At 68.3% G+C, this 26,149-nt stretch carries 22 protein-coding genes; 11 read left to right on the forward strand and 11 right to left on the reverse strand.

Annotated elements, in window-relative coordinates; genetic code table 11:
• Nucleotides 1-49: 49 nt before the first annotated feature.
• Complete coding sequence (locus OP497_RS09115; protein ID WP_280547889.1) at nucleotides 50-1,189, reverse strand: GNAT family N-acetyltransferase; 1,140 nt, start codon at nucleotides 1,187-1,189, stop codon at nucleotides 50-52.
• A gap of 112 nt (nucleotides 1,190-1,301) precedes the next feature.
• On the opposite strand from OP497_RS09115, the gene OP497_RS09120 reads away from it, so the two are divergent.
• The 5 genes from OP497_RS09120 to OP497_RS09140 all read left to right on the forward strand — a co-directional run bounded on the left by OP497_RS09120 (nucleotide 1,302) and on the right by OP497_RS09140 (nucleotide 8,123).
• Nucleotides 1,302-2,696, forward strand: a complete 1,395-nt coding sequence (locus OP497_RS09120; RefSeq protein ID WP_280547890.1) for an aldehyde dehydrogenase family protein — start codon at nucleotides 1,302-1,304, stop codon at nucleotides 2,694-2,696.
• Nucleotides 2,697-3,070: 374 nt separating this feature from the next.
• Nucleotides 3,071-4,957, forward strand: coding sequence for a phosphogluconate dehydratase (gene edd / locus OP497_RS09125; RefSeq protein ID WP_280547891.1), 1,887 nt, complete (start codon nucleotides 3,071-3,073; stop codon nucleotides 4,955-4,957).
• Nucleotides 4,958-5,156: 199 nt separating this feature from the next.
• Nucleotides 5,157-6,125 carry a glucokinase gene (gene glk, locus OP497_RS09130; protein WP_280547892.1) on the forward strand — a complete coding sequence of 323 codons (969 nt, stop codon included), beginning with the start codon at nucleotides 5,157-5,159 and terminating at the stop codon, nucleotides 6,123-6,125.
• Nucleotides 6,126-6,141: 16 nt separating this feature from the next.
• Entirely contained in the window at nucleotides 6,142-7,143 is a 1,002-nt protein-coding gene (locus OP497_RS09135) for a D-hexose-6-phosphate mutarotase (RefSeq protein ID WP_280547893.1), read from the forward strand.
• Entirely contained in the window at nucleotides 7,140-8,123 is a 984-nt protein-coding gene (locus OP497_RS09140) for a carbohydrate kinase (protein WP_280547894.1), read from the forward strand. Before OP497_RS09135 ends, OP497_RS09140 begins: the two co-directional genes overlap by 4 nt.
• A gap of 25 nt (nucleotides 8,124-8,148) precedes the next feature.
• On the opposite strand, the gene OP497_RS09145 is transcribed toward OP497_RS09140, so the two are convergent.
• The 4 genes from OP497_RS09145 to zwf all read right to left on the reverse strand — a co-directional run bounded on the left by OP497_RS09145 (nucleotide 8,149) and on the right by zwf (nucleotide 12,692).
• The gene (locus OP497_RS09145; protein WP_280547895.1) at nucleotides 8,149-9,366 is read right to left on the reverse strand and encodes a bifunctional alpha/beta hydrolase/OsmC family protein; all 1,218 of its coding nucleotides are present in this window, start codon (nucleotides 9,364-9,366) and stop codon (nucleotides 8,149-8,151) included.
• 267 nt (nucleotides 9,367-9,633) lie between these two features.
• Nucleotides 9,634-10,296, reverse strand: coding sequence for a bifunctional 4-hydroxy-2-oxoglutarate aldolase/2-dehydro-3-deoxy-phosphogluconate aldolase (locus tag OP497_RS09150; protein WP_280547896.1), 663 nt, complete (start codon nucleotides 10,294-10,296; stop codon nucleotides 9,634-9,636).
• 16 nt (nucleotides 10,297-10,312) lie between these two features.
• Nucleotides 10,313-10,981, reverse strand: coding sequence for a 6-phosphogluconolactonase (gene pgl, locus OP497_RS09155; protein WP_280547897.1), 669 nt, complete (start codon nucleotides 10,979-10,981; stop codon nucleotides 10,313-10,315).
• A 199-nt stretch (nucleotides 10,982-11,180) separates the two neighbouring features.
• Complete coding sequence (zwf, locus tag OP497_RS09160) at nucleotides 11,181-12,692, reverse strand: glucose-6-phosphate dehydrogenase (protein WP_280547898.1); 1,512 nt, start codon at nucleotides 12,690-12,692, stop codon at nucleotides 11,181-11,183.
• Nucleotides 12,693-12,919: 227 nt separating this feature from the next.
• On the opposite strand from zwf, the gene OP497_RS09165 reads away from it, so the two are divergent.
• From OP497_RS09165 to OP497_RS09180, 4 genes are all read left to right on the forward strand, one after another.
• Nucleotides 12,920-13,792, forward strand: a complete 873-nt coding sequence (locus OP497_RS09165) for a MurR/RpiR family transcriptional regulator (RefSeq protein ID WP_280547899.1) — start codon at nucleotides 12,920-12,922, stop codon at nucleotides 13,790-13,792.
• A gap of 74 nt (nucleotides 13,793-13,866) precedes the next feature.
• Nucleotides 13,867-14,721, forward strand: a complete 855-nt coding sequence (locus tag OP497_RS09170; RefSeq protein ID WP_280547900.1) for a putative selenate ABC transporter substrate-binding protein — start codon at nucleotides 13,867-13,869, stop codon at nucleotides 14,719-14,721.
• Entirely contained in the window at nucleotides 14,721-15,434 is a 714-nt protein-coding gene (locus OP497_RS09175; protein WP_280547901.1) for an ATP-binding cassette domain-containing protein, read from the forward strand. The genes OP497_RS09170 and OP497_RS09175 overlap by 1 nt, the downstream gene beginning before the upstream one ends.
• A complete protein-coding gene (locus OP497_RS09180) occupies nucleotides 15,431-16,954 on the forward strand; it encodes an ABC transporter permease (RefSeq protein WP_280547902.1) in 1,524 nt (507 codons plus the stop codon). Before OP497_RS09175 ends, OP497_RS09180 begins: the two co-directional genes overlap by 4 nt.
• A gap of 28 nt (nucleotides 16,955-16,982) precedes the next feature.
• Here OP497_RS09180 and OP497_RS09185 read toward each other — a convergent pair whose 3' ends face one another.
• Nucleotides 16,983-17,324 carry a TraR/DksA family transcriptional regulator gene (locus tag OP497_RS09185; protein WP_280547903.1) on the reverse strand — a complete coding sequence of 114 codons (342 nt, stop codon included), beginning with the start codon at nucleotides 17,322-17,324 and terminating at the stop codon, nucleotides 16,983-16,985.
• A 168-nt stretch (nucleotides 17,325-17,492) separates the two neighbouring features.
• Here OP497_RS09185 and OP497_RS09190 point away from each other — a divergent pair, with 168 nt between their 5' ends.
• Complete coding sequence (locus OP497_RS09190; protein ID WP_280547904.1) at nucleotides 17,493-18,686, forward strand: MFS transporter; 1,194 nt, start codon at nucleotides 17,493-17,495, stop codon at nucleotides 18,684-18,686.
• A 51-nt stretch (nucleotides 18,687-18,737) separates the two neighbouring features.
• On the opposite strand, the gene OP497_RS09195 is transcribed toward OP497_RS09190, so the two are convergent.
• The 5 genes from OP497_RS09195 to OP497_RS09215 form a co-directional block, all read right to left on the reverse strand.
• Nucleotides 18,738-19,592 carry a universal stress protein gene (locus OP497_RS09195; protein WP_280547905.1) on the reverse strand — a complete coding sequence of 285 codons (855 nt, stop codon included), beginning with the start codon at nucleotides 19,590-19,592 and terminating at the stop codon, nucleotides 18,738-18,740.
• A 63-nt stretch (nucleotides 19,593-19,655) separates the two neighbouring features.
• Nucleotides 19,656-21,146, reverse strand: a complete 1,491-nt coding sequence (locus tag OP497_RS09200) for a SulP family inorganic anion transporter (RefSeq protein WP_280547906.1) — start codon at nucleotides 21,144-21,146, stop codon at nucleotides 19,656-19,658.
• A gap of 414 nt (nucleotides 21,147-21,560) precedes the next feature.
• The gene (locus OP497_RS09205; protein WP_280547907.1) at nucleotides 21,561-22,361 is read right to left on the reverse strand and encodes a slipin family protein; all 801 of its coding nucleotides are present in this window, start codon (nucleotides 22,359-22,361) and stop codon (nucleotides 21,561-21,563) included.
• Between the two features lie 58 nt (nucleotides 22,362-22,419).
• Entirely contained in the window at nucleotides 22,420-23,847 is a 1,428-nt protein-coding gene (locus OP497_RS09210; RefSeq protein WP_280547908.1) for a nodulation protein NfeD, read from the reverse strand.
• Nucleotides 23,848-24,120: 273 nt separating this feature from the next.
• Complete coding sequence (locus OP497_RS09215; protein WP_280547909.1) at nucleotides 24,121-24,828, reverse strand: hypothetical protein; 708 nt, start codon at nucleotides 24,826-24,828, stop codon at nucleotides 24,121-24,123.
• Between the two features lie 212 nt (nucleotides 24,829-25,040).
• Between OP497_RS09215 and OP497_RS09220 the strand changes: the two genes are divergently transcribed.
• The gene (locus OP497_RS09220; protein ID WP_280547910.1) at nucleotides 25,041-26,129 is read left to right on the forward strand and encodes an aminoglycoside phosphotransferase family protein; all 1,089 of its coding nucleotides are present in this window, start codon (nucleotides 25,041-25,043) and stop codon (nucleotides 26,127-26,129) included.
• The last annotated feature ends 20 nt before the right edge of the window (nucleotides 26,130-26,149 follow it).

Genomic DNA, 26,149 nt, shown 5'->3' on the forward strand with positions numbered 1-26,149 from the left:
GGTTGCCGATGGCGGGCATTATGCCAGTTTCGCCGCCTATCGGCAGGGTTTAGGAGCCTTCCCGGAAGGGCAGCGCCGCCTCGGCCGCCCGGCAGTAGGCCTCGACATGGGCCCGCTCCTCGGCGCAGAAGCGCGCCACGGCGTCGCCCAGTCGCGGGTCGGCGATATGGTGCAGCGAGGTGAGCCGCCGCGGAGCGAAGCCCCGGGCGAGCTTGTGCTCGCCCTGGGTGCCGGGGTCGAAGGTGATCAGGCCGCGTTCGAGACAATGCTCGATGCCCTGGTAGTAGCAGGCCTCGAAGTGCAGGCAGTCGGCCAGTACCTCGCTGCCCCAGTAGCGCCCGTAGAGGGTGCGCGCGCCCTGCAGGCAGAGCGCGGCGGCCACCGGGGCGCCGTCGCATCGGGCCTGGATCAGCAGCAGCGACTCGGGCAGGGTGCGGCGCAGGCGCTCGAAGAAATCGAGGCCGAGGTAGCCGTGGCGGCCGCGTTCCAGGTGGGTGATCTCGTAGCAGCGGAAGAAGTGGGCCATCGCCGCCGCGTCGATGGCCTCGCCCTCCAGGCGATGCAGGGTCAGGCCCTGGTCGGCCACCAGGCGCCGCTCGCGGCGGATCGCCTTGCGCCGCTTCGCGGTCAGGGTGGCCAGGAAGCCCTCGAAGTCGCCGTAGCCGCGATCCTGCCACTGGAACTGCACGCCCTGGCGTGCCAGCAGGGACGGACAGGCCGCCTGCCAGGCCTCGACCTCGCGCGGCTCGGCGAACAGCAGGTGCCAGCTCGACAGCGCGCTTTCCTCCCAGGCCTGGGCCAGCACCCGGCGGGCGGCCAGGGGGTCGAGGTGCGGGGCCAGGGCCAGGCGCGGCCCGGGTGCCGGGGTGAAGGGAATCGCCGAGAGCCCCTTGGGGTAGTAGTCGCCCCCGGCGCGCTCCCAGGCCTCGGCCCAGCCCCAGTCGAAGACGTATTCACCGAAGGAGTGGTGCTTGTGGTAGTGCGGCATGACGCCGACCAGCGCCTCGCCCTGCCAGAGGGTCAGGTGGCGCGGTACCCAGCCGGTGGCGGGGCTCACCGCCCCGCTGGCCTCCAGGGCATGCAGGAACTCGTGGCGCAGGAAGGGATGGTCGTCGCCGACCAGCGCATTCCAGGCCGCGGCCGGCACCGCCTCGATGGCGGGCAGTTCGCTCAGGACCAGCTCCGACATGGGGACTCCCGGAGTAAAAAGGGGCCGGCGGCTGACAAGCCGTTGGCAGAAGGCCTACATTGTGCCCAGTGCCCGAGCCCCCTTCCATCCTCATCGACACACGGAGACGTGCATGACCGACGCCCGCGCCCTGCAGGCGCGCCTGGACCAGCAGCGCCACGCCTTCGCCGCCGAGCCCTTCCCCTCGGCGGCGACCCGCCGCGACCGCCTCGCCCGCCTGGCGCGCATGACCCGCCACCACCGCGACGAGGTCATCCAGGCGATCCACCAGGATTTCGGCCACCGCGCCGAGGCCGAGACGCGTCTGGCGGAGATCGCTCCGCTGCTGCTGGCACTCCGCCACACCCGCCGGCACCTGAAGCGCTGGATGGCGCCGCGCCGTGCCGCCGTGCCCTGGCGGCTGCAGCCGGCCCGGGCGCGCATCTATCGCCAGCCGCTGGGGGTCGTGGGCATCTTCGCCCCGGCCAACTACCCCTGGAGCCTGGCGCTGCTGCCGGCGGTCGATGCCCTGGCCGCCGGCAACCGGGTGATGATCAAGCCCAGCGAGCAGACTCCCACCACCAGCGCCCTGCTGGCCCGGCTGGTCGAGCGCTACTTCGCGCCCGACGAGCTGTGCGTGGTCACCGGCGACACGCAGACCGCCCAGGCCTTCGCCGCCCTGCCCTTCGACCACCTGCTGTTCACCGGCAGCCCGGCGATGGGCCACGAGGTCGCACGTGCGGCCGCCGACCATCTGACGCCGGTCACCCTGGAACTCGGCGGCAAGGCTCCGACCATCGTCGCCGATGATGCCGACCTGGCGCATGCCGCCCGGCGCATCGCCTTCGGCAAGTGGCTCAACGCCGGCCGGACCTGCATCGCCCCGGATCATGTGCTGATCGATGCGGCACGGCTGCCGGCCTTCATCGAGGCGATCCGCGAGGTGGTCAAGGCGTTCTATCCACGGGGCACCGCCAGCGACGACTATTCGGCGGTGCCCGGCGAGCCCTCGCGCCTGCGGCTCGATCGCCTGCTCGACGAGGCCCGCGATCACGGCTGCCGGGTGATCGAACTGGGCGAGCGTCTGAAGCTTGGCCGGGACACCAAACTGCCACCTACACTGGTAGTGGACCCGACCGCCAACCTGGCGATCATGCAGGAGGAGATATTCGGCCCCTGGCTGCCGGTGATCGGCGTGCGCGACTTCGACGCCGCCCTGGCCAGGGTCGCCGAGGGGCCTCGCCCCCTGGCGCTCTACGCCTTCACCGACGACCCGGGCCGTCGCCGGCGCCTGCTGGAGCAGACCCACTCGGGGGGCGTGGTCTTCAATGACACCCTGTGGCACTACGCCGTGCCCGCCCTGCCCTTCGGTGGCATCGGCGAGAGCGGTATGGGAGCCTACCAGGGCGAGACCGGCTTCCTGCGCTTCAGCCACCAGCGCAGCGTCTTCCTGCAGGCCCGCCACAACGCCGTGTGGCTGCTCGATCCGCCCTGGCGCCGCTGGTGGCTGCGCCTGCTAGGGCTCTAGCATGATCCGCCCGGTGCGCTGGCGCTTACCGGGCCTACGGCCGGGGCAAGGTTCACAGGGCAGTGGTAGGCCCGATAAGCCGGAGGCGCATCGGGCATGATCCGCCCAGGGCGCTGGCGCTTACCGGGCCTACGGCCGGGGCAAGGTTCGCAGGGCAGTGGTAGGCCCGATAAGCCGGAGGCGCATCGGGCATAGCCCGCCTGGTGCGCTGGCGCTTACCAGGCCTACAACTGGGGCTGTAATCCGGTCTCCCGCCAACAAAATCGCGGTAACAAAACTACAAATATTGCCAATTACCGGGTAGCATGGCGAATTATCCGGACGCTTTATTGGTAAGTTTACAAGACAACCGACACTCGATTCCGAGGTGACCCATGGCCAGCACGACCCCCGCCCTCCATCCCACCGTCGCCGACGTCACCCGCCGCATCCGCCAGCGCTCCGCCGAGCGCCGCGCCCTCTACGAGCAGCGCATGGCCGACCAGCACCGCCGCGGTGTGCACCGGGGCGAGCTCTCCTGCGGCAATCTGGCCCACGGCTTCGCGGCCTGCGGCGCGACGGACAAGAATTCGCTGAAGCTGATGAACTCGGCCAACCTCGGCATCATCTCGGCCTACAACGACATGCTCTCGGCCCACCAGCCGCTGGAGACCTTCCCCGAGACCATCAAGGCCGCCGCCCGCGCCATGGGCTCCACCGCCCAGTTCGCCGGCGGTGTGCCGGCCATGTGCGACGGCGTGACCCAGGGCCAGCCGGGCATGGAGCTGTCGCTGTTCTCCCGCGATGTCATCGCCATGGCGACTGCCGTGGGGCTCTCCCACAACATGTTCGACGCCGCCCTCTACCTCGGCGTGTGCGACAAGATCGTTCCGGGGCTATTCATCGCCGCGGCGCGCTTCGGTCATCTGCCGGCGATGTTCGTGCCTGCCGGGCCCATGCCCAGCGGCCTGCCCAACAAGGAGAAGGCACGCATCCGCCAGCTGTTCGCCGAGGGCAAGGCCAGCCGCGAAGACCTGCTCGAGGCCGAGTCGCAGTCCTACCATAGCCCCGGCACCTGCACCTTCTACGGCACCGCCAACTCCAATCAGCTGATGATGGAGATGATGGGCCTGCACCTGCCGGGCACCTCCTTCGTCAACCCCGGCACCGAGATGCGCGAGGCGCTGACCCGCTTCGCCACCGAGCAGGCGATCCGCAATACCGAGCCCAGCGGCGACTATCGCCCCTTCTACAAGCAGATCGACGAGCGCGCCATCGTCAACGCCATCGTCGGCTTGCTCGCCTCCGGCGGCTCGACCAACCACACCCTGCACCTGGTGGCCATGGCCGCCGCGGCCGGCCTCACTCTCACCTGGGAGGACTTCACCGACCTCTCCGCCGTGACGCCGAGCCTGATGCAGGTCTATCCCAACGGCCAGGCCGACATCAACCACTTCCAGGCCGCGGGCGGCATGAGCTACCTGTTCCGCGAACTGATCGGTGCCGGTCTGATCCATGGCGACATTCCCTCGGTGTTCGGCACCGACCTCACCGCCTACACCCAGGAGCCCTTCCTCGAGGACGGCAAGCTGGTGTGGCGCGAGGGACCGGAGCAGAGCCTCGACACCGAGGTGTTGCGCGGCGTGGCAGACCCCTTCGCCCCCACCGGCGGCCTCACGGTGCTCGACGGCAACCTGGGCCGTGGCGTGATCAAGGTCTCGGCCGTGGCCCCCGAGCACCGCGTGGTGGAGGCGCCGGTACGCATCTTCGAAGACCAGAACGACCTCAAGGGTGCCTTCGAGGCCGGCGAGCTGGACCGCGACGTGATCGCCGTGGTGCGCTTCCAGGGCCCCAAGGCCAACGGCATGCCGGAACTGCACAAGCTGACGCCCTATCTCGGCGTGCTGCAGGACCGCGGCTACAAGGTGGCACTCGTCACCGACGGCCGCATGTCCGGCGCCTCCGGCAAGGTGCCGGCGGCGATTCATATCAGCCCCGAGGCCCTGGACGGCGGCCCGCTGGCCAAGCTCAAGAATGGCGACATCGTGCGCCTGGATGCCGACAAGGGCAGTCTCGAGGTCAAGATCGACGCCCACACCTGGGCCGAACGCGAACTGCGGGTCGGCGATCTCGACCATTACCACGTCGGCCTGGGCCGCGAGCTGTTCGGCGGTTTCCGCCACCTGGCCATGCGCGGCGAGGAGGGTGCTGGGGTGTTCGGCGGTTTCGAGGCCGACGACCTGGCGCGCCAGGAGAGCCAGATCCACGAAGACGACGCCTGAGTCACTGCCAGAACAGGGCTACCGCAGTTGCACAGCGAGAAGCGCCGGGGACAGGTCGGAGAGGAGGTCCTACGCCAGGGATGGCGTCGGTAGCGCCCAGGGAGGGGTTCACAGCGCCCCCTCGCAGGCCTGTCACCGGAATAGCTTCGAGCGATTGCCATCTGCAACAGCCCTGACGGCCAGAAGGGACGAATTAACGATGACAAGACCCGCCCTGATCGGTGATATCGGCGGTACCAATGCGCGCTTCGCCCTGGTGACCCCGGGCGCCTTCACGCCCCGGGACATCCAGAGCCTGCCCTGTGCCGATTACCCGGGCCTGGTCGAGGCGGTCCGCGACTACCTCGGCCGGGTCGGGCTGACGGGCGAAGCCGCCCCCCGCGAGGCCTGCCTGGCCTTCGCCTGCCCGATCCGCGACGACCGGGTGAAGATGACCAACAACCACTGGACCTTCTCCCGGGAGGAGGTCCAGCAAACGCTGGGGCTCAGCCTCTTCAAGGCCATCAATGACTTCACCGCCCAGGCGCTGGGCGTGCCCCATGTGGCCGACAGTGACCTGGTGGACGTGCAGCGCGGCGAGGCGGTTCCCCATGCGGCACGGCTGGTGATCGGCCCCGGCACTGGCCTGGGCGTGGCCGGGCTCTTTCCCGGCCGTCACGCCTGGATCCCGCTACCCACCGAGGGCGGCCACGTGACCTTCGCGCCCACCGACGAGCGCGAGCAGAACCTGCTGCGGCATTTTCGTAACCGCTACGGCCGCGTCTCGGTGGAGCGCATCCTCTGCGGCCAGGGGCTGCTCGACCTCTACCTGGCCCACTGCTCGCTGAAAGGCGCCCCGCCGCGCCATGCCAGCCCGGCCGAAGTCACCCAGGCGGCCGCGGGCGGCGACGGCGTGGCCCGTGATACCCTGCTGCGGTTCCTGAAGATCCTCGGCGATGTCTGCGGCGATGCCGCCCTGACCTTGGGGGCCCGCGGCGGAGTCGCCCTGTGCGGCGGTATCCTGCCACGGCTGCTCGAGTGGCTGCCCGAGAGCCGCTTCCTCGAGGCCTTCACCGACAAGGGACGCATGAGCGCCTACACCCGGGCCATCCCGGTCCAGGTGGTCACCGCGCCCTGGACGGGCCTGCTGGGCGCCGCCGAGGCCCTGCACAACGAGGAGGTCGAATGACCCCGGAGGAGATCGAATGATTCCCGAGTCGCTTGCCCGGCTGGTCGAAGAGACCCGCGGCCAGCGCCGCGCCGAGTGGCACGGCCGCGAGGTGTGGCTGGCCAACGAGGCCTGGGGGGAACTCGCCGTCTCGCTCCAGGGCGCCCAAGTGCTTCACTTCCTGCCTGCGTCGCCCGGCCCCGCGACAGCTGAAGGCTCTCCATTCGCCGGCGCCCCGGACGCCCCCGAAGACGCGCGCGCTGGAGGCTCTCATCCAGCCGACGCCATGCCGGTGCCCGAGGGCATGGTGCCCGGTGGCTGGCTATGGGTCACCCCCACGCCCCAGGACCTGCCCGGCGCGATCCGCGGTGGCGTCCCGCTGTGCTGGCCGTGGTTCGCCGACGAGAACACCGCCGACGAGACGCCCGACCGCTCGGGACCCATGCATGGCCCGGCACGCAAGGCCCAGTGGCGCCTCGACGCCGTGGACGAGCACGAGGAGGGCGTGGAGCTGCACCTCTCGCCCGATGAGCGCCTGCACGGCCAGCTCACGCCCCGCGCGGTGATCCAGGCCAACGCCCGGCGCCTGCATGTGGAGCTGATCACCGAGCATGTCGGGGAGACGCCGGTGAAGATCACCGGGGCCCTGCACAGCTACCTGGCGGTCGCCGATGCCTTCGCCTGCCGCATCGAGGGCCTGGCCGGCGCCACCTACCTGGACAAGCTGGCCGACTTCGCCGAGCGGGACCAGCAGGGCGAGCTCGGCGTGCGCGGAGCGCTGGATCGCATCTACCGCAGCAATGCCGAGCTGTGCCTCGACGACGGCACGCGCCGCTTGCGGGTCGCCCGCCAAGGCAGCGATTCCGCGGTGGTCTGGCATCCTGGCGACGCGCCCCCCGGGGACACCTCGATCGAAGCCGCCCGCCACTTCCTGTGCGTCGAGTCGGCCAACACCCGGCTCGACCCGGTGTGGCTGGTCCCCGGCGCCCAGCACCTGCTGGGCACCACCCTGAGCCGTGAGGAGACAGCGACCCCATGACCCCCGTGATCAGCTTCGGCGAGGCCCTCGTCGACCTGCTTTCCAGCCGCCTCGGCGACGCACCGGACGGGACAGCGGATGCCCCGGAGACCTTCACCCCCTATGCCGGTGGCGCCCCCGCCAATGTGGCCGTGGCCTGCGCCCGCCTGGGCGTACCCAGCCGCTTCCTCGGCATGCTCGGCGAGGACCACTTCGGTGACTTCCTGGCCGCCGAGCTGGCCGCCCATGGCGTGGACACCTCCGGCGTGGTGCGCACCCGCGAGGCACGCACGGCACTCGCCTTCGTCTCCCGCGATGCCGAGGGCGAGCGCACCTTCGACTTCTACCGCCCACCGGCCGCGGATCTGCTCTATCGCCTGGAACACCTGCCCGCCGGCGTCTTCGCCGAGCCGGCTATCGTGCACTTCTGCAGCAACAGCCTGACCGAGCCCGAGATCGCCGAGACCACCCTGGCCATGGCCGAGATGGCCCGCCGCGCCGGCTGCCTGGTGAGCGTGGATGCCAACCTGCGCCACAACCTCTGGGAAGGCGGGGCCGCCGACATCAGCCTGGTCACCCGGTTGCTCGACGCCGCCGACCTGCTCAAGCTCTCGACGGACGAGCTCGACACCCTGCGCGCCGACCACCCCCGGGAGGGCTGGCTGGCCGAACGCTTCGCCGCCGGGGTCAAGGTCGCGGTGATCACCGACGGTCCGGGCGAGGTGATGCTGAAGGGGGTCGGCCTGGACGAGCGTATCACCCCACCCCGGGTCGAGGCGGTGGATACCACGGCAGGCGGGGACGCCTTCATCGGCGGCTTGCTGGCCGAACTCGCCGAGTACACCGCGGGGCAGGACCTCGACGGCGACTGGGCCCGGGACACGGCCTTCCTGCGCCGCGCGGTGGAGATCGCCAGTCGCTGCGGCGCCCACGCCGTGACCCGCCCCGGGGCCTACGCCTCACTGCCCACCCGCGAGGACCTGGAGCGACTGCAGGGCTGAGTCGCCACCCGTCGATCGGCCGGGCTCAGGCAAGCGCGGTCTCGATGACCGCCTTCTCGTGCAGGGTCCGATGCACGGGGCACTTGTCGGCGATCGCCAACAGGCGCTCGCGCTGCTCTTCGGTCAGCTCGCCTTCCAGGCGGATCTGGCGACGGAAGACATCCACCTTGTCGGGGGTCTCCTCGCAGTGTTCGCACTCCTCGCCATGGGCCTTGTTGTGGCTCACCTCCACGGCGACATGCTCCAGGGGGATCTTCTTGTGCCGCGCATAGAGCCGGATCGTCATGGCGGTGCAGGCCCCCAGTCCCGCGGAGAGGAACTGGTAAGGGGTCGGCCCCAGGTCGCTGCCGCCCACATCCTCGGGCTCGTCTACCACCAGCGAGTGCTTGCCGCCCACTACCACATCCTGACGTAGGCCCTCAGGGTCGGCCTCGGCGACGCGCACCAACCCTTCCGGAACCGCCTCGGGTGTGGGTTCGGCAGCCAGGTCCAGGTAGCGTGACGACCAGGAGACGATGACATCGGCAGCGTATTCGGCATCCGCCTCGCGGCTGATCAGGTGGTCGGCATCGTCCAGGGTAACGAAGGACTTGGGGTGCTTCGCCGCCTGGAAGATTGTCGCGGCATTGTCGATACCGACCAGGCTGTCGATGGGGGAATGCAATACCAGCAGCGCCGTTCCCAGGCGCGGCAGGGCATCGTCGAGGGAGCTGGCCTCGATATCCTCGATGAACTCCCGGCGAATCTCGAAGCGCCGACCGGCCAGGGAGACTTCCGCCGCCCCCTTGTCGCGGATCTCCTCCAGCGTGTCGCCGAAGTTCTTCAGCACGTGCTCCGGGTCGGCCGGTGCGGCGATGGTGACCAGCGCCTTCAGGCCGGGGATCTCGGGCGCCACCTTGATGGCGGCCGCCCCTCCCAGCGAATGGCCGATCAACAGCTGAGGGGCCATGTCTCGACCCTCCAGGTACTCCGCGGCCTTGACGAGATCCGCCACGTTGGACGAGAAGCCGGTATTGGCGAACTCGCCCCCCGAGTGGCCGAGGCCGGTGAAGTCGAAGCGCAGCACGGCGATGCCCCGCGCCGCCAGCCGGCCAGCAATGCGCCGGGCGGCGGGAATGTCCTTGGAGCAAGTGAAGCAATGGGCGAAGAGCGCCGTGGCACGGACCGGGCCTTCGGGCAGGTCCAGCCTTGCGGCCAGGGTCGAGCCTTCGTGCCCGCTGAATTCGATACGTTCGCTGTGCATGACGCCTCCTTATCGATGATTACCGCCGGTAGCCGAGTCGCGGCCGTCCCCCCGACAAAGCCTAGCAGGCCGCCGGCGGTTGGCGGGCCGGAAGCCCAGACTCATGCGAAATGCCAGATCATTGTCGTGCGGTCCAACGTGATATTTGTTAGACGGAATGCACGATGAGGCACACAAATGAACCAGAAAACCCGGCCAGGCGTCTGGGATGAAAGAGGAGTGACCGGCGGTCGAGAGAACACAGCGCTGCCGAGGCGGGCAACGCGCTCAGTGGTGAAAGCGCTCCGCCGCCTCGCGAGCCAGCAAGCGGATGGCGTCCCAGTCCTCGGCGTCGACCAGGGACTTGGGCGTGAGCCAGGAGCCGCCCACACACATCACGTTCTTGAGCGCCAGGTAGTCCTCGGCATTGTTGATGCCGATGCCGCCGGTGGGGCAGAAGCGCGCCTCGGGAATCGGGCCGGCGAAGGACTTGAGGGCCTTGATGCCGCCGCTGGCTTCGGCCGGGAAGAACTTGAAACGGCGATAGCCGTACTGCCAGCCGGTCATCAGCTCGGAGACGGTCGCCACGCCGGGCAGCATCGGCACCGGGCTGGTGACGCCGTAGCGATAGAGCGCCTCGGTGGTGCCGGGCGTCACCACGAAGTCGGCGCCCACCTCCTCGGCCTGGCGATACTGGGCCGGCGTGAGCACGGTGCCCACGCCGATGCTGGCCTGGGGCAGCGCCTCGTTGATGCGCTTGATCGCCTCCAGGGCACAGTCGGTGCGCAGGGTGATCTCCAGCACGGTCAGGCCGCCATCGTAGAGGGCGCGGGCCAGGGGCACGGCGTCCTCGATGCGCTGGATGGCGATGACCGGGATCACCTCGGCCTTGAGGCAGATGCTGTCCAGTTCGGTGGTACGGGTCGAGGGCAGCTGCTTGTCGATGCTCATGGTGTCACTCCAGAATTCAGGGGGCCCAATAGGTCGCCAGCGGGCAGGAAAGGAAGGCCCGGATCGGCAGCTCGCGGACGTCGTCACCGGTCAGCGCCCGGGCCAGCACGGCACGCTTGTCGCCGCCGGTGATGTGCAGCACATGGCGACGGGCCCGGTGCAGGCGACCGGCGCTCAGAGTGATGCGCGGCTGGGGCTGGCTGGGGGTACGGACCGCCACCGCCGCGGCATCGGTGGCCAGGGCCAGGTCGAGTTCGCGGCTGTCGGGGAACAGCGAGGCGGTGTGGCCGTCGCCTCCCATGCCGAGGATCACCACGCTGGCCGGCCAGGCCAGCCCGGCGATCCGCTCGGCTACCGCCTCCGCGCCTTGCTCCGGGGTCGCGTCGGCGGTGGTCAGCGGCACGAAGGTGGCGGCGGCGGCCGGCCCCTGCAGCAGGTGGGCTCGCACCAGGCGGGCATTGCTGTCATCCGCGTCCTCGGCCACCCAGCGCTCGTCGGCCAGCGTCACCTGGACGCGCGCCCAGGGCAGCTCGCAGGCCGCCAGGGCCGCGAAGAAGGGGACCGGCGTGGAGCCACCGGAGACCACCAGCAGGGCATTGTCCTGACGGGCCAGGTCGGCCCGCAGGGCCTCGGCCACGGCCTCGGCCAGCTGACGGGCCAACTGGTGGCGGGGGGAATCACTCATCTCGTCTCTTCCTCCAGGTAGGCCCGATAAGCCGAAGGCGCATCGGGCGTATTGTGCCCGGTGCGCTGGCGCTTACCGGGCCTACGCTCAAGCGGCTTTGATATTTTCTAATAATCCTCATACCAGCTGCGGCCATCCTGGGTGATCATGGCGGTCTTGAGAGAGCCACCGCCGGGTCCCTGGGGCCGCTCGCCGTGCCTCAGTAGTCTTCATACCAGCTGCGGCCATCCTGGGTGATCATGGCGATGGAGGCCACGGGCCCCCAGGAGCCGGCCGGATAGCGCCGCGGCGGCTCGTCGCGGTCGGCCCAGGCGGCGACCAGGCTGTCGCACCACTGCCAGGCGTGCTCGACCTCGTCGCGTCGCACGAAGAGATATTGCTGCCCCTTCATTACCTCGAGCAGCAGTCGCTCGTAGGCATCCGGGATGCGGGTCTTGGGGAAGGCGCTGCTGAAGTCCAGGTGCAACGGCCCGCGACGCAGGCGCATGCCCTTGTCCAGGCCACTGTCCTTGGTCAGCACCTCCAGCGCGATGCCCTCCTCCGGCTGCAAGCGGATCACCAGCTTGTTGGCGGCCAGCCCCCGCTGGTCGGGGTCGAAGATGTAGTGCGGCTGCTGGCGGAAGTGGATGATGATCTGCGAGAGCTTCTCCGGCATGCGCTTGCCGGTGCGCAGGTAGAAGGGCACCCCGGCCCAGCGCCAGTTGGCCACGCCGGTCTTCATCGCCACGAAGGTCTCGGTATGGCTCTGGGTATTGGCCCCCTCCTCCTCCAGGTAGCCCGGCACGGCCTGGCCATCCGTGGTACCGGCCATGTATTGGCCACGCACCACGTCGCGCCCCAGCATGTCGTCAGTGAAGGGCTTGAGCGCCTTGAGCACCTTGACCTTCTCGTCGCGGATGGCGTCGGCATCCAGGTTGGCCGGCGGGTCCATGGCGATCAGGCAGACCAGCTGCAGCAGGTGGTTCTGCACCATGTCACGCAGCTGGCCGGCCTCGTCGAAGTAGCCCCAGCGCCCCTCGATGCCGACCTTCTCGGCCACGGTAATCTCCACGTGAGAGATGTTGTTCTGGTTCCACTGGGTGCCGAACAGCGGGTTGGCGAAGCGCAGCGCGATGAGGTTCTGCACCGTCTCCTTGCCCAGGTAGTGATCGATGCGATAGACCCGGGACTCGGGGAACACCGCGCCGATGGCATCGTTGACCTCGGCGGAGGAGTCGAGGTCGAAGCCGATGGGCTTCTCGACCACCACCCGGCTCTGCTCGTCGAGGCTGCCGCTGGCCTCGAGGTGGCGGCAGATGTCGCCATAGATCTTGGCGCCCACCGAGAGGTAGACCACCATGGGGCGCAGCAGGCCCTGCTGGCGCCACTCGCGGATGGCGCCGTAGCCCTCGGGCTCGGTGAAGTCGAGCTGCATGAAATCCAGACGGGCCAGAAAACGCTTGAGCACGGCCTGGTCGAGCTCATCGGCCTTGACGTGGGTCTTGAGCGCCGTCTCGACCCTGGCCACAAAGGCCTCGCGATCGAGTTCCTGGCGTGCCAGTCCCAGCAGGCGGGTATCGGTATCCAGCAGGCCCTCGCGGTCGAGCTGGTAGAGCGCCGGATAGAGCTTGCGCTGGGCCAGGTCACCGAGAGCGCCGAACAGCGCCAGGTCGATCTCCGTGCCGCCGGCATCGGTGGGCTTGGCCTCGCCGGGTCGATTGCGTTGTGTCATGTCCGCCCCATCTGGTTAACTTACCTAAAAAATAGCGCATGAAGGGCAAGCCTTGCAAACTATTTGTGTAAGTTTACAACAAAATTGCCATCCGCTGGCAGCCTCCCTCCGCTCCCTTTGCGCATACCTCAGCATAGCCAGCATAATGTAGTTAAATCACCACATCACCCGTGTTTCACCCTCGCGCCGCCGATGGCGCCCCCGTCATCACGGAGACATCAACGCCCATGGTCCGACACGATCTGCTCGACCGCATCCGCCGGCAGCTCGACGAGCTCAACCGATCCGAACGCAAGGTGGCCGACGTCATCCTGGCCGACCCGACTTCAGCCACCAGCATGAGCATCGCCAGCCTAGCCCAGCTGGCCTCGGTCAGCGAACCCACGGTCAACCGCTTCTGTCGCAGCTTCGAGGCCAAGGGCTACCCCGACTTCAAGATCAAGCTGGCCCAGAGCCTGGCTGGCGGCACGCCGTACGTCAGCCAGGCGGTGGAACCCGGCGACTCCGCCGCCGAGTACACCAACAAGATCTTCGGAGCGACCATCGCCGCTCTGGACCAGGCCCGCCGCGAGGTGACCCCCGAGCGCATCGAGCGCGTGGTCGACTACCTGATCCAGGCCAGGCACCTGCACTTCTTCGGCCTGGGAGCCTCCGGCGCCGTGGCGCAGGATGCCCAGCACAAGTTCTTCCGCTTCAACCTGCCGGTCACTGCCTATGTCGACGTGCTGATGCAGCGCATGGTGGCAGCCGCCTGCCACACGGGTGATGTGGTGGTAGTACTCTCCTGGACCGGACGCACCCGGGATCTGGTGGACATCGCCCAACTGGCGCGGGAGAACGGCGCCGTAGTGCTCGGCATCACCGCCCCGGATTCGCCGCTGGCCGCCGAGTGCACCGAGACCCTGGAAGTCGCCACGCCTGAAGACACCGACTACTACATGCCCATGACCTCGCGGATGATTCAGCTCGCGCTGATCGATGTCCTGGCCACCGGGGTGACCCTGCGCCGCGGCGAGGATTTCCTGCCCCATCTCAAGAAGATCAAGGACAGCCTGCAAGCGACACGCTATCCCGTAAGTGGTCGCGACGACCAGCGCTGAGCCGCGACCGGACTTGCCAGGCCGGCGCCGAGCCACAACAATGGCCAGCCTATCACCCACTTCCGGAGACCGAGATGCGCTGGCTTGCCGCTTCCACCGTTGTTCTCACCCTGTTCGCCCAGAGTGTCGCCGCCGATACCTTCCGCTTCACCGCCATTCCCGACGAAGACCAGTCGCGGCTGGTCGAGCGCTTCTCCAAGGTCGCCGACTACCTCGAGGAGCGCCTCGACGTGGAGGTGGAGTACGTGCCGGTGAAGTCCTATGGCGCCACGGTCACGGCCTTTCGCAACGACCAGGTCCAGTTGGCCTGGTTCGGCGGCCTCTCCGGCGTTCAGGCGCGACGCCTGGTGCCGGGCTCCGTGGCCGTGGCTCAGGGCAGTGAAGACGCCGCGTTCAAGAGCTACTTCATCGCCCACCACTCCACCGGCCTCGAACAGGCCGAGGCGCTGCCCGCGGCCATCGAGGGCATGAGCCTGACCTTCGGCTCGCGCACCTCCACGTCCGGGCGGCTGATGCCCGAGCACTTCCTGCGTCAGCGCTTCGGTCAGGCCCCTGACACGCTCTTTTCGCGGGTCGGCTTCTCCGGCGACCATTCGCGTACCATCGCCCTGGTGGAGGCCGGCACCTGGGATCTGGGGGCGGTCAACTTCAGCGTCTGGGAGGCCGCGGTGGAGGACGGCCGGGTGGATACCGACAAGGTCGAGGTGATCTGGGCCACCCCGCCCTACCCGGACTACAACTGGACCCTGCGCGGCGATGTCGATGAACGCTTCGGCGAGGGCTTCAGCGACCAGGTCCGCACGGCCCTGCTCGAGATGGACGACCCCGAGTTGCTGGCGAGCTTCCCGCGGGAGGGCTTCATTCCCGCCGACAATGCCCTCTACGCCCCCATCGAAGACATCGCGGAAGAGCTCGGCCTGCTGCGCTGATGGGCGAGTCCCGCGACACCCTGCTCTCGCTTGCGGGCGTCGACCTGGTCCATGGCGACCGGGTGGTGCTGCCGGGACTGCACCTCGACCTGCGGCGCGACGAGCGGGTCGCCCTGCTCGGCCCCAGCGGGGCCGGCAAGTCCACCCTGCTCGGCGTCCTGCGCCGGCGCTTGGGCGACAGCGCCGCCTGGTGTCCCCAGCAGCATGGCCTGGTGCCTCAGCTGGCGGTCTATCACAACGTCTACATGGGACGGCTGGCCGAGCACTCGGCCCTGGCCAACCTGTGGAACCTGGTGCGCCCGCTGCCCGGACCCTGGCGCCAGGTCGCCGAGCTCTGCGACGCCCTGGGCCTGGAAGGACTGTTGCGCCGCCCGGTCGGCCAGCTCTCCGGCGGCCAGCGCCAGCGGGTGGCCATCGCTCGAGCCCTCTACCAGCAGCGAGAGCTGTTCCTCGGCGACGAGCCGGTGGCCAGCGTCGACCCCCACCAGGCGCTGCGCCTGCTGGCGCTGATCGAGGCGCGCCACGCCACCTCGGTGATTGCCCTCCACCAGCGAGAACTGGCGCTCAGCCACTTCGACCGGGTGTGGGGCCTGCGTGACGGCCGGCTGGTGATCGACGCCCCGGCCCGCGAGCTGACCCTGGCAGACCTGGACGGCCTCTACCCGGATGCCGATGGCCAGACCGGCGAAGCCCGCTCCCGGGGCCGGCCATGACCCTCGCCGACCATCGCACGCCGGCGCCCCGACCGGGCTGGCTGGCCGGGCAAAGCACCGGCGTGCGCCTGGCTCGCCATACCCTGACGCTGGTGGCCCTGGCGGTGGTGCTGGTGCCCTTCGCCGACCTGGCAGTCCTGACCCGCGACCCCTGGGCAGAGCTGGCGCGCATGGCCAAGGGGCTGGCCTGGCCCGCCTGGGGGGCGATGGAGTCACCGCTGGAGGCCCTCGGCCTGACGGTCGCCGTGGCCCTGTGGGGCACGCTGGGCGGAATAGTGCTGGGTTTCCCGCTGGCCCTGCTGTTCGCCCGCTCGCGGCTGATCCGCGCCGGCTGCGCCTTCGTGCGGGCGATCCATGAGCTGTTCTGGGCGTTGCTCTTCCTGCAGGTGTTCGGCCTCTCCGCCGCCACCGCGCTGATGGCCCTGGCGATCCCCTATGCCGGCATCTTCGCCAAGGTCTTCGCGGAGATCCTCGAGCAGATCCCCGGCGCGCCGCGAGACGCCCTGCCGCCCGGCGTCTCGCGGCTGTCGCGCTTCGTCTATGCGGAGCTGCCGCTGGCCTGGACGCGGCTCGCCGCCTACACCCGCTACCGCTTCGAGTGCGCGCTGCGCGCCAGCGTGCTGCTGGGCTTCGTCGGCCTGCCGACCCTGGGCTTCCAGCTCGAGACCGCCTTCCGCGAGGGGCGCTACCATGAGGCCGGGGCGCTGCTGTGGCTGTTCTACCTGCTGATCGCCAGCCTGCCCTGGTGGGGCCACCGGCGGCTGATGCCGCTGCTAGTGCTCGGCGGGGCCCTCCTGCTGGGCCCCTGGCCGGCGGTGGATGGCGGCCTCTTGTGGCGCTTCGTCAGCCAGGATATCTGGCCGCCAGCGCTGCTCGAAGGCGACTGGCGAGGCCTCATCGACTGGCTGGCACGCATCCCCGACCTGGCCCCGGCCATCGGCAACACCCTGCTGCTCGGCCTGCTGGGCAGCGTGGGGGCGCTGCTGGTGGCCCTGGCGCTATGGCCGCTGGCCTGTCGCCACTTCGGCAACCCGGTGACCCGCCTGGTCGGCCGGGGGCTGCTGCTGTTCCTTCGCTCGACCCCCGAGCTGATGCTGGCCTTCTTCTTCCTGCTGCTGCTGGGGCCGTCGCTGCTGCCCGCCTGGCTGGCGCTGGCGCTGCACAACGGCGCGCTGATCGCCTTCCTGGTGGCACGCCACGCGGACGCCATCACCCCCGGCATGCCGGGGGTGAACGCCCCGGGCCGGTTGGCCTACGAGCTCCTGCCACGGCTCTATCCGGGCATGCTGGCGCTGCTCTACTACCGTGCCGAGGTGATCCTGCGCGAGACGGCCATCCTGGGCATGCTGGGGGTGGCCACCCTGGGCTACTACATCGATGCGAACTTCGAGTACCTGCTGTTCGACGTCGCCTTCTTCCTGCTGCTGGTCACCGCGGCCCTCAACATCGCCGTGGATGCCCTCTCGCGACGGCTGCGCCCGCGAGAGACCGCCATCATCGACGACCCCTGCCAGCGCTAGGGATCGTCGCCACTCCCGGCGCCGGGCGTCACTCGGCGCAATCGATGCACTTCAGCACCAGGGGGTCGCCTTCCAGGCGCCTGGTGCCGATCCATTCACCACACTCGATGCACTCGCCATACTCGCCCTTCTCGATGCGCGCGAGGGCCCCCGTGATGCGCCGCAGGGCCAGCTGGCGACGCTGCTCCTCGGCCTTGGCCATGGCCTGCCCCTGCATGGCATCCATGCGCGACAGCCGCCCTACCGAGGTCTGGTCCAGCATCACGGTGTCGCGGGAATCGCGACTGGCGTCGCTCAGCTCGAGCAGTTCGGCGCGCAGCGCGTGCAACCGCCTCACCACGGCGTCCATATCCAGCTCAGGATGGTTCATCATCGCCTCCATTTCCGGAATCTTTAGATCAGCTCGGCACGCCACCGTATGCACTCAAGCTGATATCCTGGGTCGCTTTCACCGGCAGGGCCGCCATGACTCCATCTTGCCACCGCGGCCCTGCCGTCGCACTCCCGTCTTGCCATCCAACACTCACCGGAGGTCACCATGGGTTACCGCACCCTGCTGCGGGATCATCGCGGGCTGCTGGGTATCGCCTTCCTGGCGATGTTCACCTCGAGCCTCGGCCAGAGCTTCTTCATCGGCCTATTCCAGGCACCGATCAGCACGCACCTGGGACTCTCCGCCGGGCAGTTCGGCACTGCCTATGCCGGGGTGACCCTGGTCGCAGGGTTCGCCGTGCTTCGCCTGGGCCCCAGCATCGACTGGGTCGCTCCGCGACGCTTCGCGCTGGTGGTACTCGCTGCACTGCTCGCCGGCATCCTGCTGTTGACCGCCGCCCCCTGGTGGGGGCTGGGGCTTCTTGGCCTGGGGCTGGTGCGCTTCTGCGGCCAGGGCATGATGACCCACCTGGGCAACACCCTCGCCGGGCGGGAGTTCGTCACCATGCGCGGCCGCGCCCTGGGCCTGGTCAGCACCGGCATCATGCTCGGCGAGACGGCCCTGCCACCGCTGATGGCGGCGATGCTGGTGTGGCTGGGATGGCGGGAGCTGTGGTGGCTGCTGATAGTCTTCCTGGCGCTATTCTGGGTGCCACTAATGCTTCGCGGCCCCTGGCCGAAGGCACCGGGCAAGCGCCCGGCGCGTGGCCAGCGCCGCCAGGGTCCGCGCCCCTTCCGCGAGGCGCGCTTCTGGCAGTTGCTGCCGCTGCTGATGATCCTGCCGGTGACCATGACCGGGCTCTTCATCTACCAGGCACGCATGACCGACGACCTGGGCAGTTCGCTCACCGTCTATGCCCTGGCCCTGACTGGCATGGGACTGGCCAAGCTGCCCGGTGCCCTGCTGGGTGGGCGTTGGGTCGACCGGCTCGGCCCGGTACGCCTGGCAAGGCTCTACCTGCTGCCCTACGCGCTGGCCCTCGTGGTGGCCATCAGCGTCGGCGGTCACGCCGGCGTCTGGGCGCTCATGGTGGGCGGGGGGCTCGCCATGGGGGCCCAGGAGTCCATCGCCACCAGCCTGCTGGTGCGCCTGTGGGGCGCCGAGCACCTGGGCACGGTGCGCGCCACCCTGAGCGCCGCCATGGTCTTCTCCACGGGCATCGCTCCGGCCCTGCTGGGCATCGCGCTGGACCTGGGCGCGTCCTTCTCCCATGTCTTGGTCGGCATGCTGGCGCTGCTGGTCATCGGCTGGGCGCTGGCCCAGGGCGTGCTGGCGAGCCCCGAGGCCCGTAGGGCTTGACACGACGACGCTGGCCCCGGGGCCAGCGTCGCGCGGCGCTGCCGATGGCGATCAGCGTAACAGCAGCACCGGGCCGTTGGCCTTGCGCAGCATGGTGGTGGTGGTGCTGCCCACCAGCAGATGGCGGATGCGCGAGTGGCCATAGGCGCCCATCACCAGCAGGTCGATGGCATGCTCCTCCTGGTAGGTGTGGAGTGTCGCCTCTACCTCGCCGGCGCGGATGGCGCCTTCGGCTTCGTGGCCGGCGTCGCGCAGGGTCTTGAGCGCCCAGTCGAGCTGGGAGCGGTTATCGCCGGTCTCGGCGCCGACGATTACCACGTGCACCGGGATACCGTCGAACAGCGGGCTCTTGGCCAGCATCTCCACGCCCTTGCGGGTGGTCTTGCTGCCGTCGAAGGCAAGCATCACCTTCTCGGGTGTCTTGTAGGTGTCGGGCACCATCAGGATCGGCCGGTGCAGGGTACGCACCGCCCGCTCGAGGTTGGAGCCCAGGTGGTCACTGGCCTGATGCGCGCCCTCGCCACGCTTGCCCATCACCAGCAGGCGGATCTCATCGACCAGTTCCTCCAGGGTCTCCACCAGGGTGCCGTTACGCTGGCGACCGGCGGGCTCGGTCACGCCGTCCTCGACGGCCCGCTCGCGGGCCGCCTTGAGCATCAGCCGGCCCTGCTCCTGGGCCACCTTGGCCCGCTGCTCGTCCAGGTGGGAGAGCTCCTCGAGCAGGTGCTCCCTGGCCCCGAGCCCGATATTCCCGGAGAGATCCGCTTCGGCGGTCTGAGGATGGTTGTCGTTCACATGCAGGAAGGTCAGCGGGGCACCCAATGCCAGGCTGGCCCAGGCGGCGTAGTCACACACTCCTTCCGAGAACTTCGAGCCGTCGATGGCGGCCATCACCTGTTCGGTCATCGTCTTGTCCTGAAGCTGGCGTTTATGATCATCTCTTCACCTTCTACATCATCCATGCGGGGGTCAATGGCCGCCCATCAGCTTCTCGACGGCCTCGGGGTCGTCATGTACCGCATAGCGGTCGACGATGGTGGCGCTGGCCTCGTTGAGGCCGATCATCTCCACCTCGGTACCCTCGCGGCGGAACTTGATCACCACCCGATCCAGGGTCTGGACGGCGGTGATGTCCCAGAAGTGGGCCCGCGACAGGTCGATGGTGACCTTCTCCACCGTCTCCTTGAAGTCGAAGGCCTCGCCGAAACGCTCGGAGGAGGCGAAGAACACCTGTCCCACCACGTTGTAGATGCGACGGCTGCCCTCGTCGGCCTCCTCGCTGCCGATGTAGAGGATATTGCCCACCTTGTTGGCGAAGTTCATGGCCGCAAGCAGCACGCCGACGAAGACGCCGATGGCGAGGTTGTGAGTCACCACCACCACCACCACGGTTGCCACCATCACCATGTTGGTGCTCATGGGGTGCTTCTTGAGGTCGCGGATCGACGACCAGCTGAAGGTCCCGATGGCGACCATGATCATCACCGCCACCAGGGCCGCCATGGGAATCTGGGAGACCCAGTCGGCCAGGAACACCACCATCATCAGCAGTGCCACACCAGCGATCAGGGTGGACAGGCGCCGGCGCCCCCCGGACTTGATGTTGATCACCGACTGGCCAATCATCGCGCAGCCCGCCATGCCACCAAGCAGGCCGGCGCCGATGTTGGCGATGCCCTGCCCCTTGCACTCGCGGTTCTTGTCACTGCGGGTGTCGGTCAGGTCGTCGATGATGGTCGCGGTCATCATCGACTCCAGCAGGCCCACCACGGTCAGCATCAGTGCGGTGGGGAAGATGATCATCAGCGTCTCGAGGTTGAGGGGCACCTCGGGCCACAGGAACACCGGCAGGCTATCGGGCAGCTCGCCCATGTCACCGACGCTGCGGATCTCCATGCCGGTCATCATGTAGACGGCGGTGAGCACCACGATACAGACCAGCGGAGAGGGGATGGTCTTGCCGATCACCGGTACCAGGGGGAAGCCGTAGATGATCGCCAGACCGGCCAGAGTCATGGCGTAGACGTGCCAGGTCACACCGGTAAGCTCAGGCAACTGGGCCATGAAGATCAGGATCGCCAGGGCGTTGACGAAGCCGGTGACCACCGAGCGCGACACGAAGCGCATCAGCTCAGCGAGCCTGAGATAACCGGCGATGATCTGCAGTACCCCGGTAAGCAGGGTGGCGGCCAGGAGGTACTCCAGGCCATGCTCCTTGACCAGGGTGACCATCAGCAGCGCCATGGCCCCGGTGGCCGCCGAGATCATGCCGGAGCGTCCGCCGGTGAAGGCGATGATCACGCAGATGGCGAAGGAGGCGTAGAGCCCTACCTTGGGGTCGACCCCGGCGATGATGGAGAAGGCAATGGCCTCGGGGATCAGCGCCAGGGCGACGACGATGCCCGCCAGGGTGTCGCCCTTGAGGTTGGAGAACCAACTCAGTTTCATTTTTTCGTACATGCTGCTGTCCAGTCAGGGGAGATGGATGGGCCGTGAGGCGTCGGGATCCTGTCGTGCGCATGCCCTTCCCGGCACCCCGGTCGGGCACTGTTGCCAATGGCAGATTCAGGAGATGGCGATGATCGCAAGCACGGGGGCGACAGGGACATCGGCGCGATGTCGAGCGATGACGCACCGGTGACGGTGGCATCGCCGGGAGATGGGGAGGGTGCGCTAGGGCGGCGTGGCCAGCCCTGCCAGGGGAGTCATCACGTGCTGTCGTTTCCCTTGCTCGGCTTCAGTGGGGCATCACGCGACGAAAGTCTGATGCATGCACCCGACAAGAGCGCGGAAGTCTAGCAGAGATACCCTGGCGCTGCATCCGGCCCGCCAGGGCAAGGGAGGCCACGACCGGCTGGCCGTGGCAGGGCGGGCTCAGGAGGCGTCGGCATCATCCGGTGCGGCCCCGCCGGTGCGCGCCTGGGCCGCGGGCGAGGCCTTCATGTGCTTGAAGGCCTCCAGAAGGTCCATGGGCATTGGAAAGACGACGGTGGAATTCTTGCTCCCCATGTCCCCCATGGTCTGCAGGTAACGCAGCTGCAGCGCCGCGGGGTTGGCAGACAACACATGGGCCGCCTCGACCAGCTTCTGCGAGGCCTGAAGCTCGCCCTCGGCGTGGATCACCTTGGCACGCCGCTCGCGCTCCGCCTCGGCCTGGCGGGCGATGGCGCGGATCATGCTCTCGTCGAGGTCGACGTGCTTGATCTCCACGTTGGCCACCTTGATCCCCCAGCTCTCGGCGGAGCTGTCGATGATCTCCTGGATGTCGTCGTTGAGCTTGTCGCGCTCGGAGAGCATCTCGTCGAGGTCATGCTTACCGAGCACCGAGCGCAGGGTAGTCTGGGCCAGCTGGCTGGTGGCGTTGACGAAGTTCTCCACCTGGATGATCGCTTTCTCCGGGTCCACCACCCGGAAGTAGAGCACCGCATTGACCTTGACGGTGACGTTGTCCTGGGAGATGACGTCCTGCTCCGGCACGTCCATGGTGATCACCCGCAGGTCGACTACCTGCATCTTCTGGATGCCGGGAATGATGATCAGCAGGCCCGGCCCCTTCACCCCCTGGAAGCGGCCGAGGAAGAACACCACCCCGCGCTTGTATTCGGGCAGGATGCGGATCGACGCCGCCAGTAGTATGACCAGCAGGACGACCGGAACGAGATAGGAAATCAACATGGCTTGCTCTCCTTAGATGTGTCCGGCGACGGCAGGCGCCGGGAAACGTGCCGGGGCCTCAGGACGAGTCGTCGAGCGGCTCCACCTCCAGGGTCAGGCCGTCGACCGCCGTCACGCGGACCGTCTGCCCCCGGGTCAGCGGCCGAGTGCTGTGGGCATTCCAGCGCTCCCCCATCAGCCGCACATGGCCTTGCCCCGCGAAATCCTCGAGGGCGGTGGCCTCGCTATCGACGAGCTCCTCCTGGCCGGTCCGGGGCACGCGACGCCGCAGACCGATGAAGCGGGTCATCACCCACAGCATCAGGCCCGCCGCCAGCAAGGCGATGCCGCCGATCATCGGCAGCGAGATGTTCAGGGTGTCCGCGTCCATCAGCATCACCGATCCGATCACGAAGGCGACGATGCCGCCTATCCCGAGAATGCCGAAACTGGGCATCAATGCCTCGCCCACGATCAGCCCCAGCCCCACCAGGATCAGCGCCAGGCCGGCGTAGTTGACCGGCAGTACCTGGAAGGCGAACAGCGCCAGCAGCAGCGAGATAATGCCGATGGTGCCCGACACCAGGCCGCCCGGGTTGGACAGCTCGAAGATCAGCCCGTAGAAGCCGATGATCATCAAAAAATAGGCGACGTTGGGGTTGGTGATCACGGCCAGCAGCTTGGTCCGCCAGCCCGGATCGAAACGCTCGATGACCAGATCGGCCGTGGCCAGGGTACGCTCGCCATCCTCCATCACCACCGTGCGCCCGTCGATCTGGGTCAGTAGGTCGTCCAGGTCAGTCGCCACTACATCGGTGACGTTCTGCTCCAAGGCTTCCCGGGCGGTGAGGTTGACCGCCTCACGCACGGCCTGCTCAGCCCAGTCGGCATTGCGGCCGTGGCGTTCGGCGAGCGAGCGGATATAGGCCACCGCGTCCTCCAGCACCTTGCGCTCCATGGCCGTCTCGCCACGACGTTTCTCGGGGGTGCCCGAGTCGCTGGATGCTCCGTTGTCCTCTGCCTGCTCGGTGTCGTCAGAAGCCGCCTTGTCATCCGACGCTGGCGTCTCGCCATCATCCGTTGGCTGAGCTGGATCATCCATTCCCGGCAGACCACCACCGCCCAGTTGCACGGGCGTGGCAGATCCGAGGTGGGTGGCCGGCGCCATGGCCGCCACATGGCTGGCGTAGAGCAGGTAGGTCCCGGCGCTGGCCGCCCGGGCTCCCGCCGGGGAGACATAGATGGCAACCGGCACCCTCGAGGACAGCATGGCGCGGATCATCGAACGCATCGAGTCAGAGAGACCGCCGGGGGTGTCCATCTCCACCACCACCAGCGCGGCATCACGCTCCTCGGCGAGTTCCAGGCCACGCTGGAAATAGTCGCTGATGGCCGGCCCGATGGCATCGTCGATCGTCATCACCAGAGCGGTGCGTTCACCCTGCTGCGCCTGTACCTGCCAGGCCAGCAGCGCACCGAGAGCCAGACACAGCAAACTTGCCAGCATCAGGATGCGCCCGGCCCTGCCCCTGCGATCTGGATTCGTCATCTCGTGCCCGCCCTGCAGTGCCTGTCCCTGAGAGCCTCATCGGAGGACAGTGGTTCAGTCATTACCGATATCAGGGTAGGCAGTGGACCCGGGGGCGGCAACAACCTGCCTTCGGTCGAAGGGAAGGAGACGCCCTCGTCGCAAGCAGCCGGGCCCGCCAGCTGGCGGGCCCGGGGACGATGGCAGAGTGCCGAGGGAAGAGATGAACGCGTTCAGCCCCGCCGGCCGGACTCAGAGATCATGTGGCTCTCCCGCGACGCGCTTCTGCACCTCCACCACGTAAGCCGCCAGCGAGGTCAACTCCTCGCCACCCCACTCGAGCGGCTCGGCCGCCATCGGCGTTACCATGCAGATCTGCACCATCTCGTCGGCATGCACTTCCGCCATGCCGAACTGGTTGGCGCCCATCGCTACCCGATGGGGGAAAGGCTGTTCGAATGTCGGGTTGTAGCCCATGTCCTGACCGTCACTGCCGTGGCAGCTCGCACAGGCCAGGCCGTTGCTGCTCAAGGAGGTGTCGTAATAGAGCGCCTCGCCTCGGGCCAGCATCTCCTGGGGATTGTCGCCGGTCTCGCTGTAAGCCGGCGAATACCCTTCGGGCCTTGCCACGGCGGCGCTATCGCCTCCCTCCGCCTCACCTTCGGCTTCACCCTCTGCCTCACCTTCCGCTTCACCCTCTGCCTCACCTTCCGCTTCACCCTCTGCCTCTGCCTCGCCCTGGGCTTCTCCCTGCGCCTCGGCGGCCCCCTCTGCGTGGTTGCTGGCCAGCATCAAGGACGCATTGGAGGGCGAGGTAAAGTCGGCAATGGCCGCGTCATCGCCTGCCGAGGCCTGAAGGACGGTGCCCCCCGCCACCAGGGCAAGCAGCGGGGCCGTGTAGGCCAGTCGCCGATTCAGGCGGCCCAGGAGCTTACGGCGTTGTTCGTCATGCTGTGACATATTGTTCACCTTCGCTTGTGTTCATCCAGAAGATATCCGGAGCCCTCGCTCCACCGTGTCGCAACAACGGTTCCCTTATGTCGATGACGATGCCCCAGGCTTACAGCTGGCCGACATGCAGCAGGTCATCGGGGAGACGCCGATATGTAAGGAACGCCTTGCGCCGCACGACCCTCCATTATCGACCGTAATAACATCACCCGAGGAGCGACATGCCGGATATCGCCGTTCGCCCTGCTTTGCCAGAGGCCCGACCGGATCTCTGCCATCCCCTGGCAGTGGCCCTGCGCCACGCCGGTCATGACGCGGACATACAGGCCATGTATCCGATGGCCGATACGGGCCTGGCCCATCACCATGTGTGGCTCGAGCGACAACAGATCGACTGGGTGGCACGATTACCCAAGCAGAGCCAGATGCGACTCGACCCCGCCGCCAACCTCGACTACCAGGCGGCCTGCTTCTCCCGCGCCAGCCAGGGCGGCCATGCCCCCTCGCTGCACGGTCTGCTGCCGCCGAGCCCGTCGCTGCCGCGTGGCGGGCTGCTGGTCAGTGCCATCCGGGGTCGCCCGGCGCGACTCCCGGATGACCTTCCCGACATCGCCGAGGCGCTGGCCAGCTTCCATGTACTGGACGTGCCCGATGCCGAGGCGCGCCCGCCATTGCTGTCACCCGCCGACCCCTGGACGGCGATGCTCGAGGAGGTCAGGGACCAGGCACGCTTCCTCGTCCGGGCCGGGCTCGAAGCGGACGCCCGAGCGCTGATCGAGGCCGAGCTGGACGCCCTGCCGGAACGGCTGCCTGCCGGGCCTGGCGCCGAGCCGCGACTGATCAGCTTCGATGCCCATCCCGGCAACTTCCTGGTCACCGAGTCCGGACGCGCGGTGCTGGTGGACCTGGAGAAATGCCGCTACGGCCTGGCAGGCTTCGACCTGGCTCACGCCAGCCTCTACACCTCGACGACCTGGGACCTGCAGAGCCGCGCCGAACTGCTTCCCGCCGAGGTCGCCGCCTTCTACCGTCACTGGATGGCCGCCACGGGCTTCGACGGCGACACCGATACGCTTCTGGCATGCCGGCGAGCCATGTGGCTCTGGTCGCTGACCTGGTGCGCCAAGTGGCGAGCCAGTAACCTTCACTCCCGGGATGCCCATGCCCGCGGCGAGGACTGGTCCGCCGAGCTGAGCGACGATGCCCTGATCGCCCACGTTCGAGACCGGGTCGACCACTACCTTTCCGTGGCCGTGATCGAGCATGTACAGCGAGAGTTTCGCACTCTCGAGCAGGTGCTCGACGGCTGATAGCGAAAGTCAGATAGCGC

This window comes from Halomonas sp. 11-S5 (genome assembly GCF_029889825.1).
Taxonomy (GTDB): domain Bacteria; phylum Pseudomonadota; class Gammaproteobacteria; order Pseudomonadales; family Halomonadaceae; genus Halomonas.

What these genes read in the sequence shown, in the direction of transcription:
- OP497_RS09115 (WP_280547889.1), bottom strand. Translation starts at nt 1,189, where the DNA reads ATGTCGGAGCTGGTCCTGAGCGAACTGCCCGCCATCGAGGCGGTGCCG.
- OP497_RS09120 (WP_280547890.1), top strand. Translation starts at nt 1,302, where the DNA reads ATGACCGACGCCCGCGCCCTGCAGGCGCGCCTGGACCAGCAGCGCCAC.
- edd (WP_280547891.1), top strand. Translation starts at nt 3,071, where the DNA reads ATGGCCAGCACGACCCCCGCCCTCCATCCCACCGTCGCCGACGTCACC.
- glk (WP_280547892.1), top strand. Translation starts at nt 5,157, where the DNA reads ATGACAAGACCCGCCCTGATCGGTGATATCGGCGGTACCAATGCGCGC.
- OP497_RS09135 (WP_280547893.1), top strand. Translation starts at nt 6,142, where the DNA reads ATGATTCCCGAGTCGCTTGCCCGGCTGGTCGAAGAGACCCGCGGCCAG.
- OP497_RS09140 (WP_280547894.1), top strand. Translation starts at nt 7,140, where the DNA reads ATGACCCCCGTGATCAGCTTCGGCGAGGCCCTCGTCGACCTGCTTTCC.
- OP497_RS09145 (WP_280547895.1), bottom strand. Translation starts at nt 9,366, where the DNA reads ATGCACAGCGAACGTATCGAATTCAGCGGGCACGAAGGCTCGACCCTG.
- OP497_RS09150 (WP_280547896.1), bottom strand. Translation starts at nt 10,296, where the DNA reads ATGAGCATCGACAAGCAGCTGCCCTCGACCCGTACCACCGAACTGGAC.
- pgl (WP_280547897.1), bottom strand. Translation starts at nt 10,981, where the DNA reads ATGAGTGATTCCCCCCGCCACCAGTTGGCCCGTCAGCTGGCCGAGGCC.
- zwf (WP_280547898.1), bottom strand. Translation starts at nt 12,692, where the DNA reads ATGACACAACGCAATCGACCCGGCGAGGCCAAGCCCACCGATGCCGGC.
- OP497_RS09165 (WP_280547899.1), top strand. Translation starts at nt 12,920, where the DNA reads ATGGTCCGACACGATCTGCTCGACCGCATCCGCCGGCAGCTCGACGAG.
- OP497_RS09170 (WP_280547900.1), top strand. Translation starts at nt 13,867, where the DNA reads ATGCGCTGGCTTGCCGCTTCCACCGTTGTTCTCACCCTGTTCGCCCAG.
- OP497_RS09175 (WP_280547901.1), top strand. Translation starts at nt 14,721, where the DNA reads ATGGGCGAGTCCCGCGACACCCTGCTCTCGCTTGCGGGCGTCGACCTG.
- OP497_RS09180 (WP_280547902.1), top strand. Translation starts at nt 15,431, where the DNA reads ATGACCCTCGCCGACCATCGCACGCCGGCGCCCCGACCGGGCTGGCTG.
- OP497_RS09185 (WP_280547903.1), bottom strand. Translation starts at nt 17,324, where the DNA reads ATGAACCATCCTGAGCTGGATATGGACGCCGTGGTGAGGCGGTTGCAC.
- OP497_RS09190 (WP_280547904.1), top strand. Translation starts at nt 17,493, where the DNA reads ATGGGTTACCGCACCCTGCTGCGGGATCATCGCGGGCTGCTGGGTATC.
- OP497_RS09195 (WP_280547905.1), bottom strand. Translation starts at nt 19,592, where the DNA reads ATGACCGAACAGGTGATGGCCGCCATCGACGGCTCGAAGTTCTCGGAA.
- OP497_RS09200 (WP_280547906.1), bottom strand. Translation starts at nt 21,146, where the DNA reads ATGTACGAAAAAATGAAACTGAGTTGGTTCTCCAACCTCAAGGGCGAC.
- OP497_RS09205 (WP_280547907.1), bottom strand. Translation starts at nt 22,361, where the DNA reads ATGTTGATTTCCTATCTCGTTCCGGTCGTCCTGCTGGTCATACTACTG.
- OP497_RS09210 (WP_280547908.1), bottom strand. Translation starts at nt 23,847, where the DNA reads ATGCTGGCAAGTTTGCTGTGTCTGGCTCTCGGTGCGCTGCTGGCCTGG.
- OP497_RS09215 (WP_280547909.1), bottom strand. Translation starts at nt 24,828, where the DNA reads ATGTCACAGCATGACGAACAACGCCGTAAGCTCCTGGGCCGCCTGAAT.
- OP497_RS09220 (WP_280547910.1), top strand. Translation starts at nt 25,041, where the DNA reads ATGCCGGATATCGCCGTTCGCCCTGCTTTGCCAGAGGCCCGACCGGAT.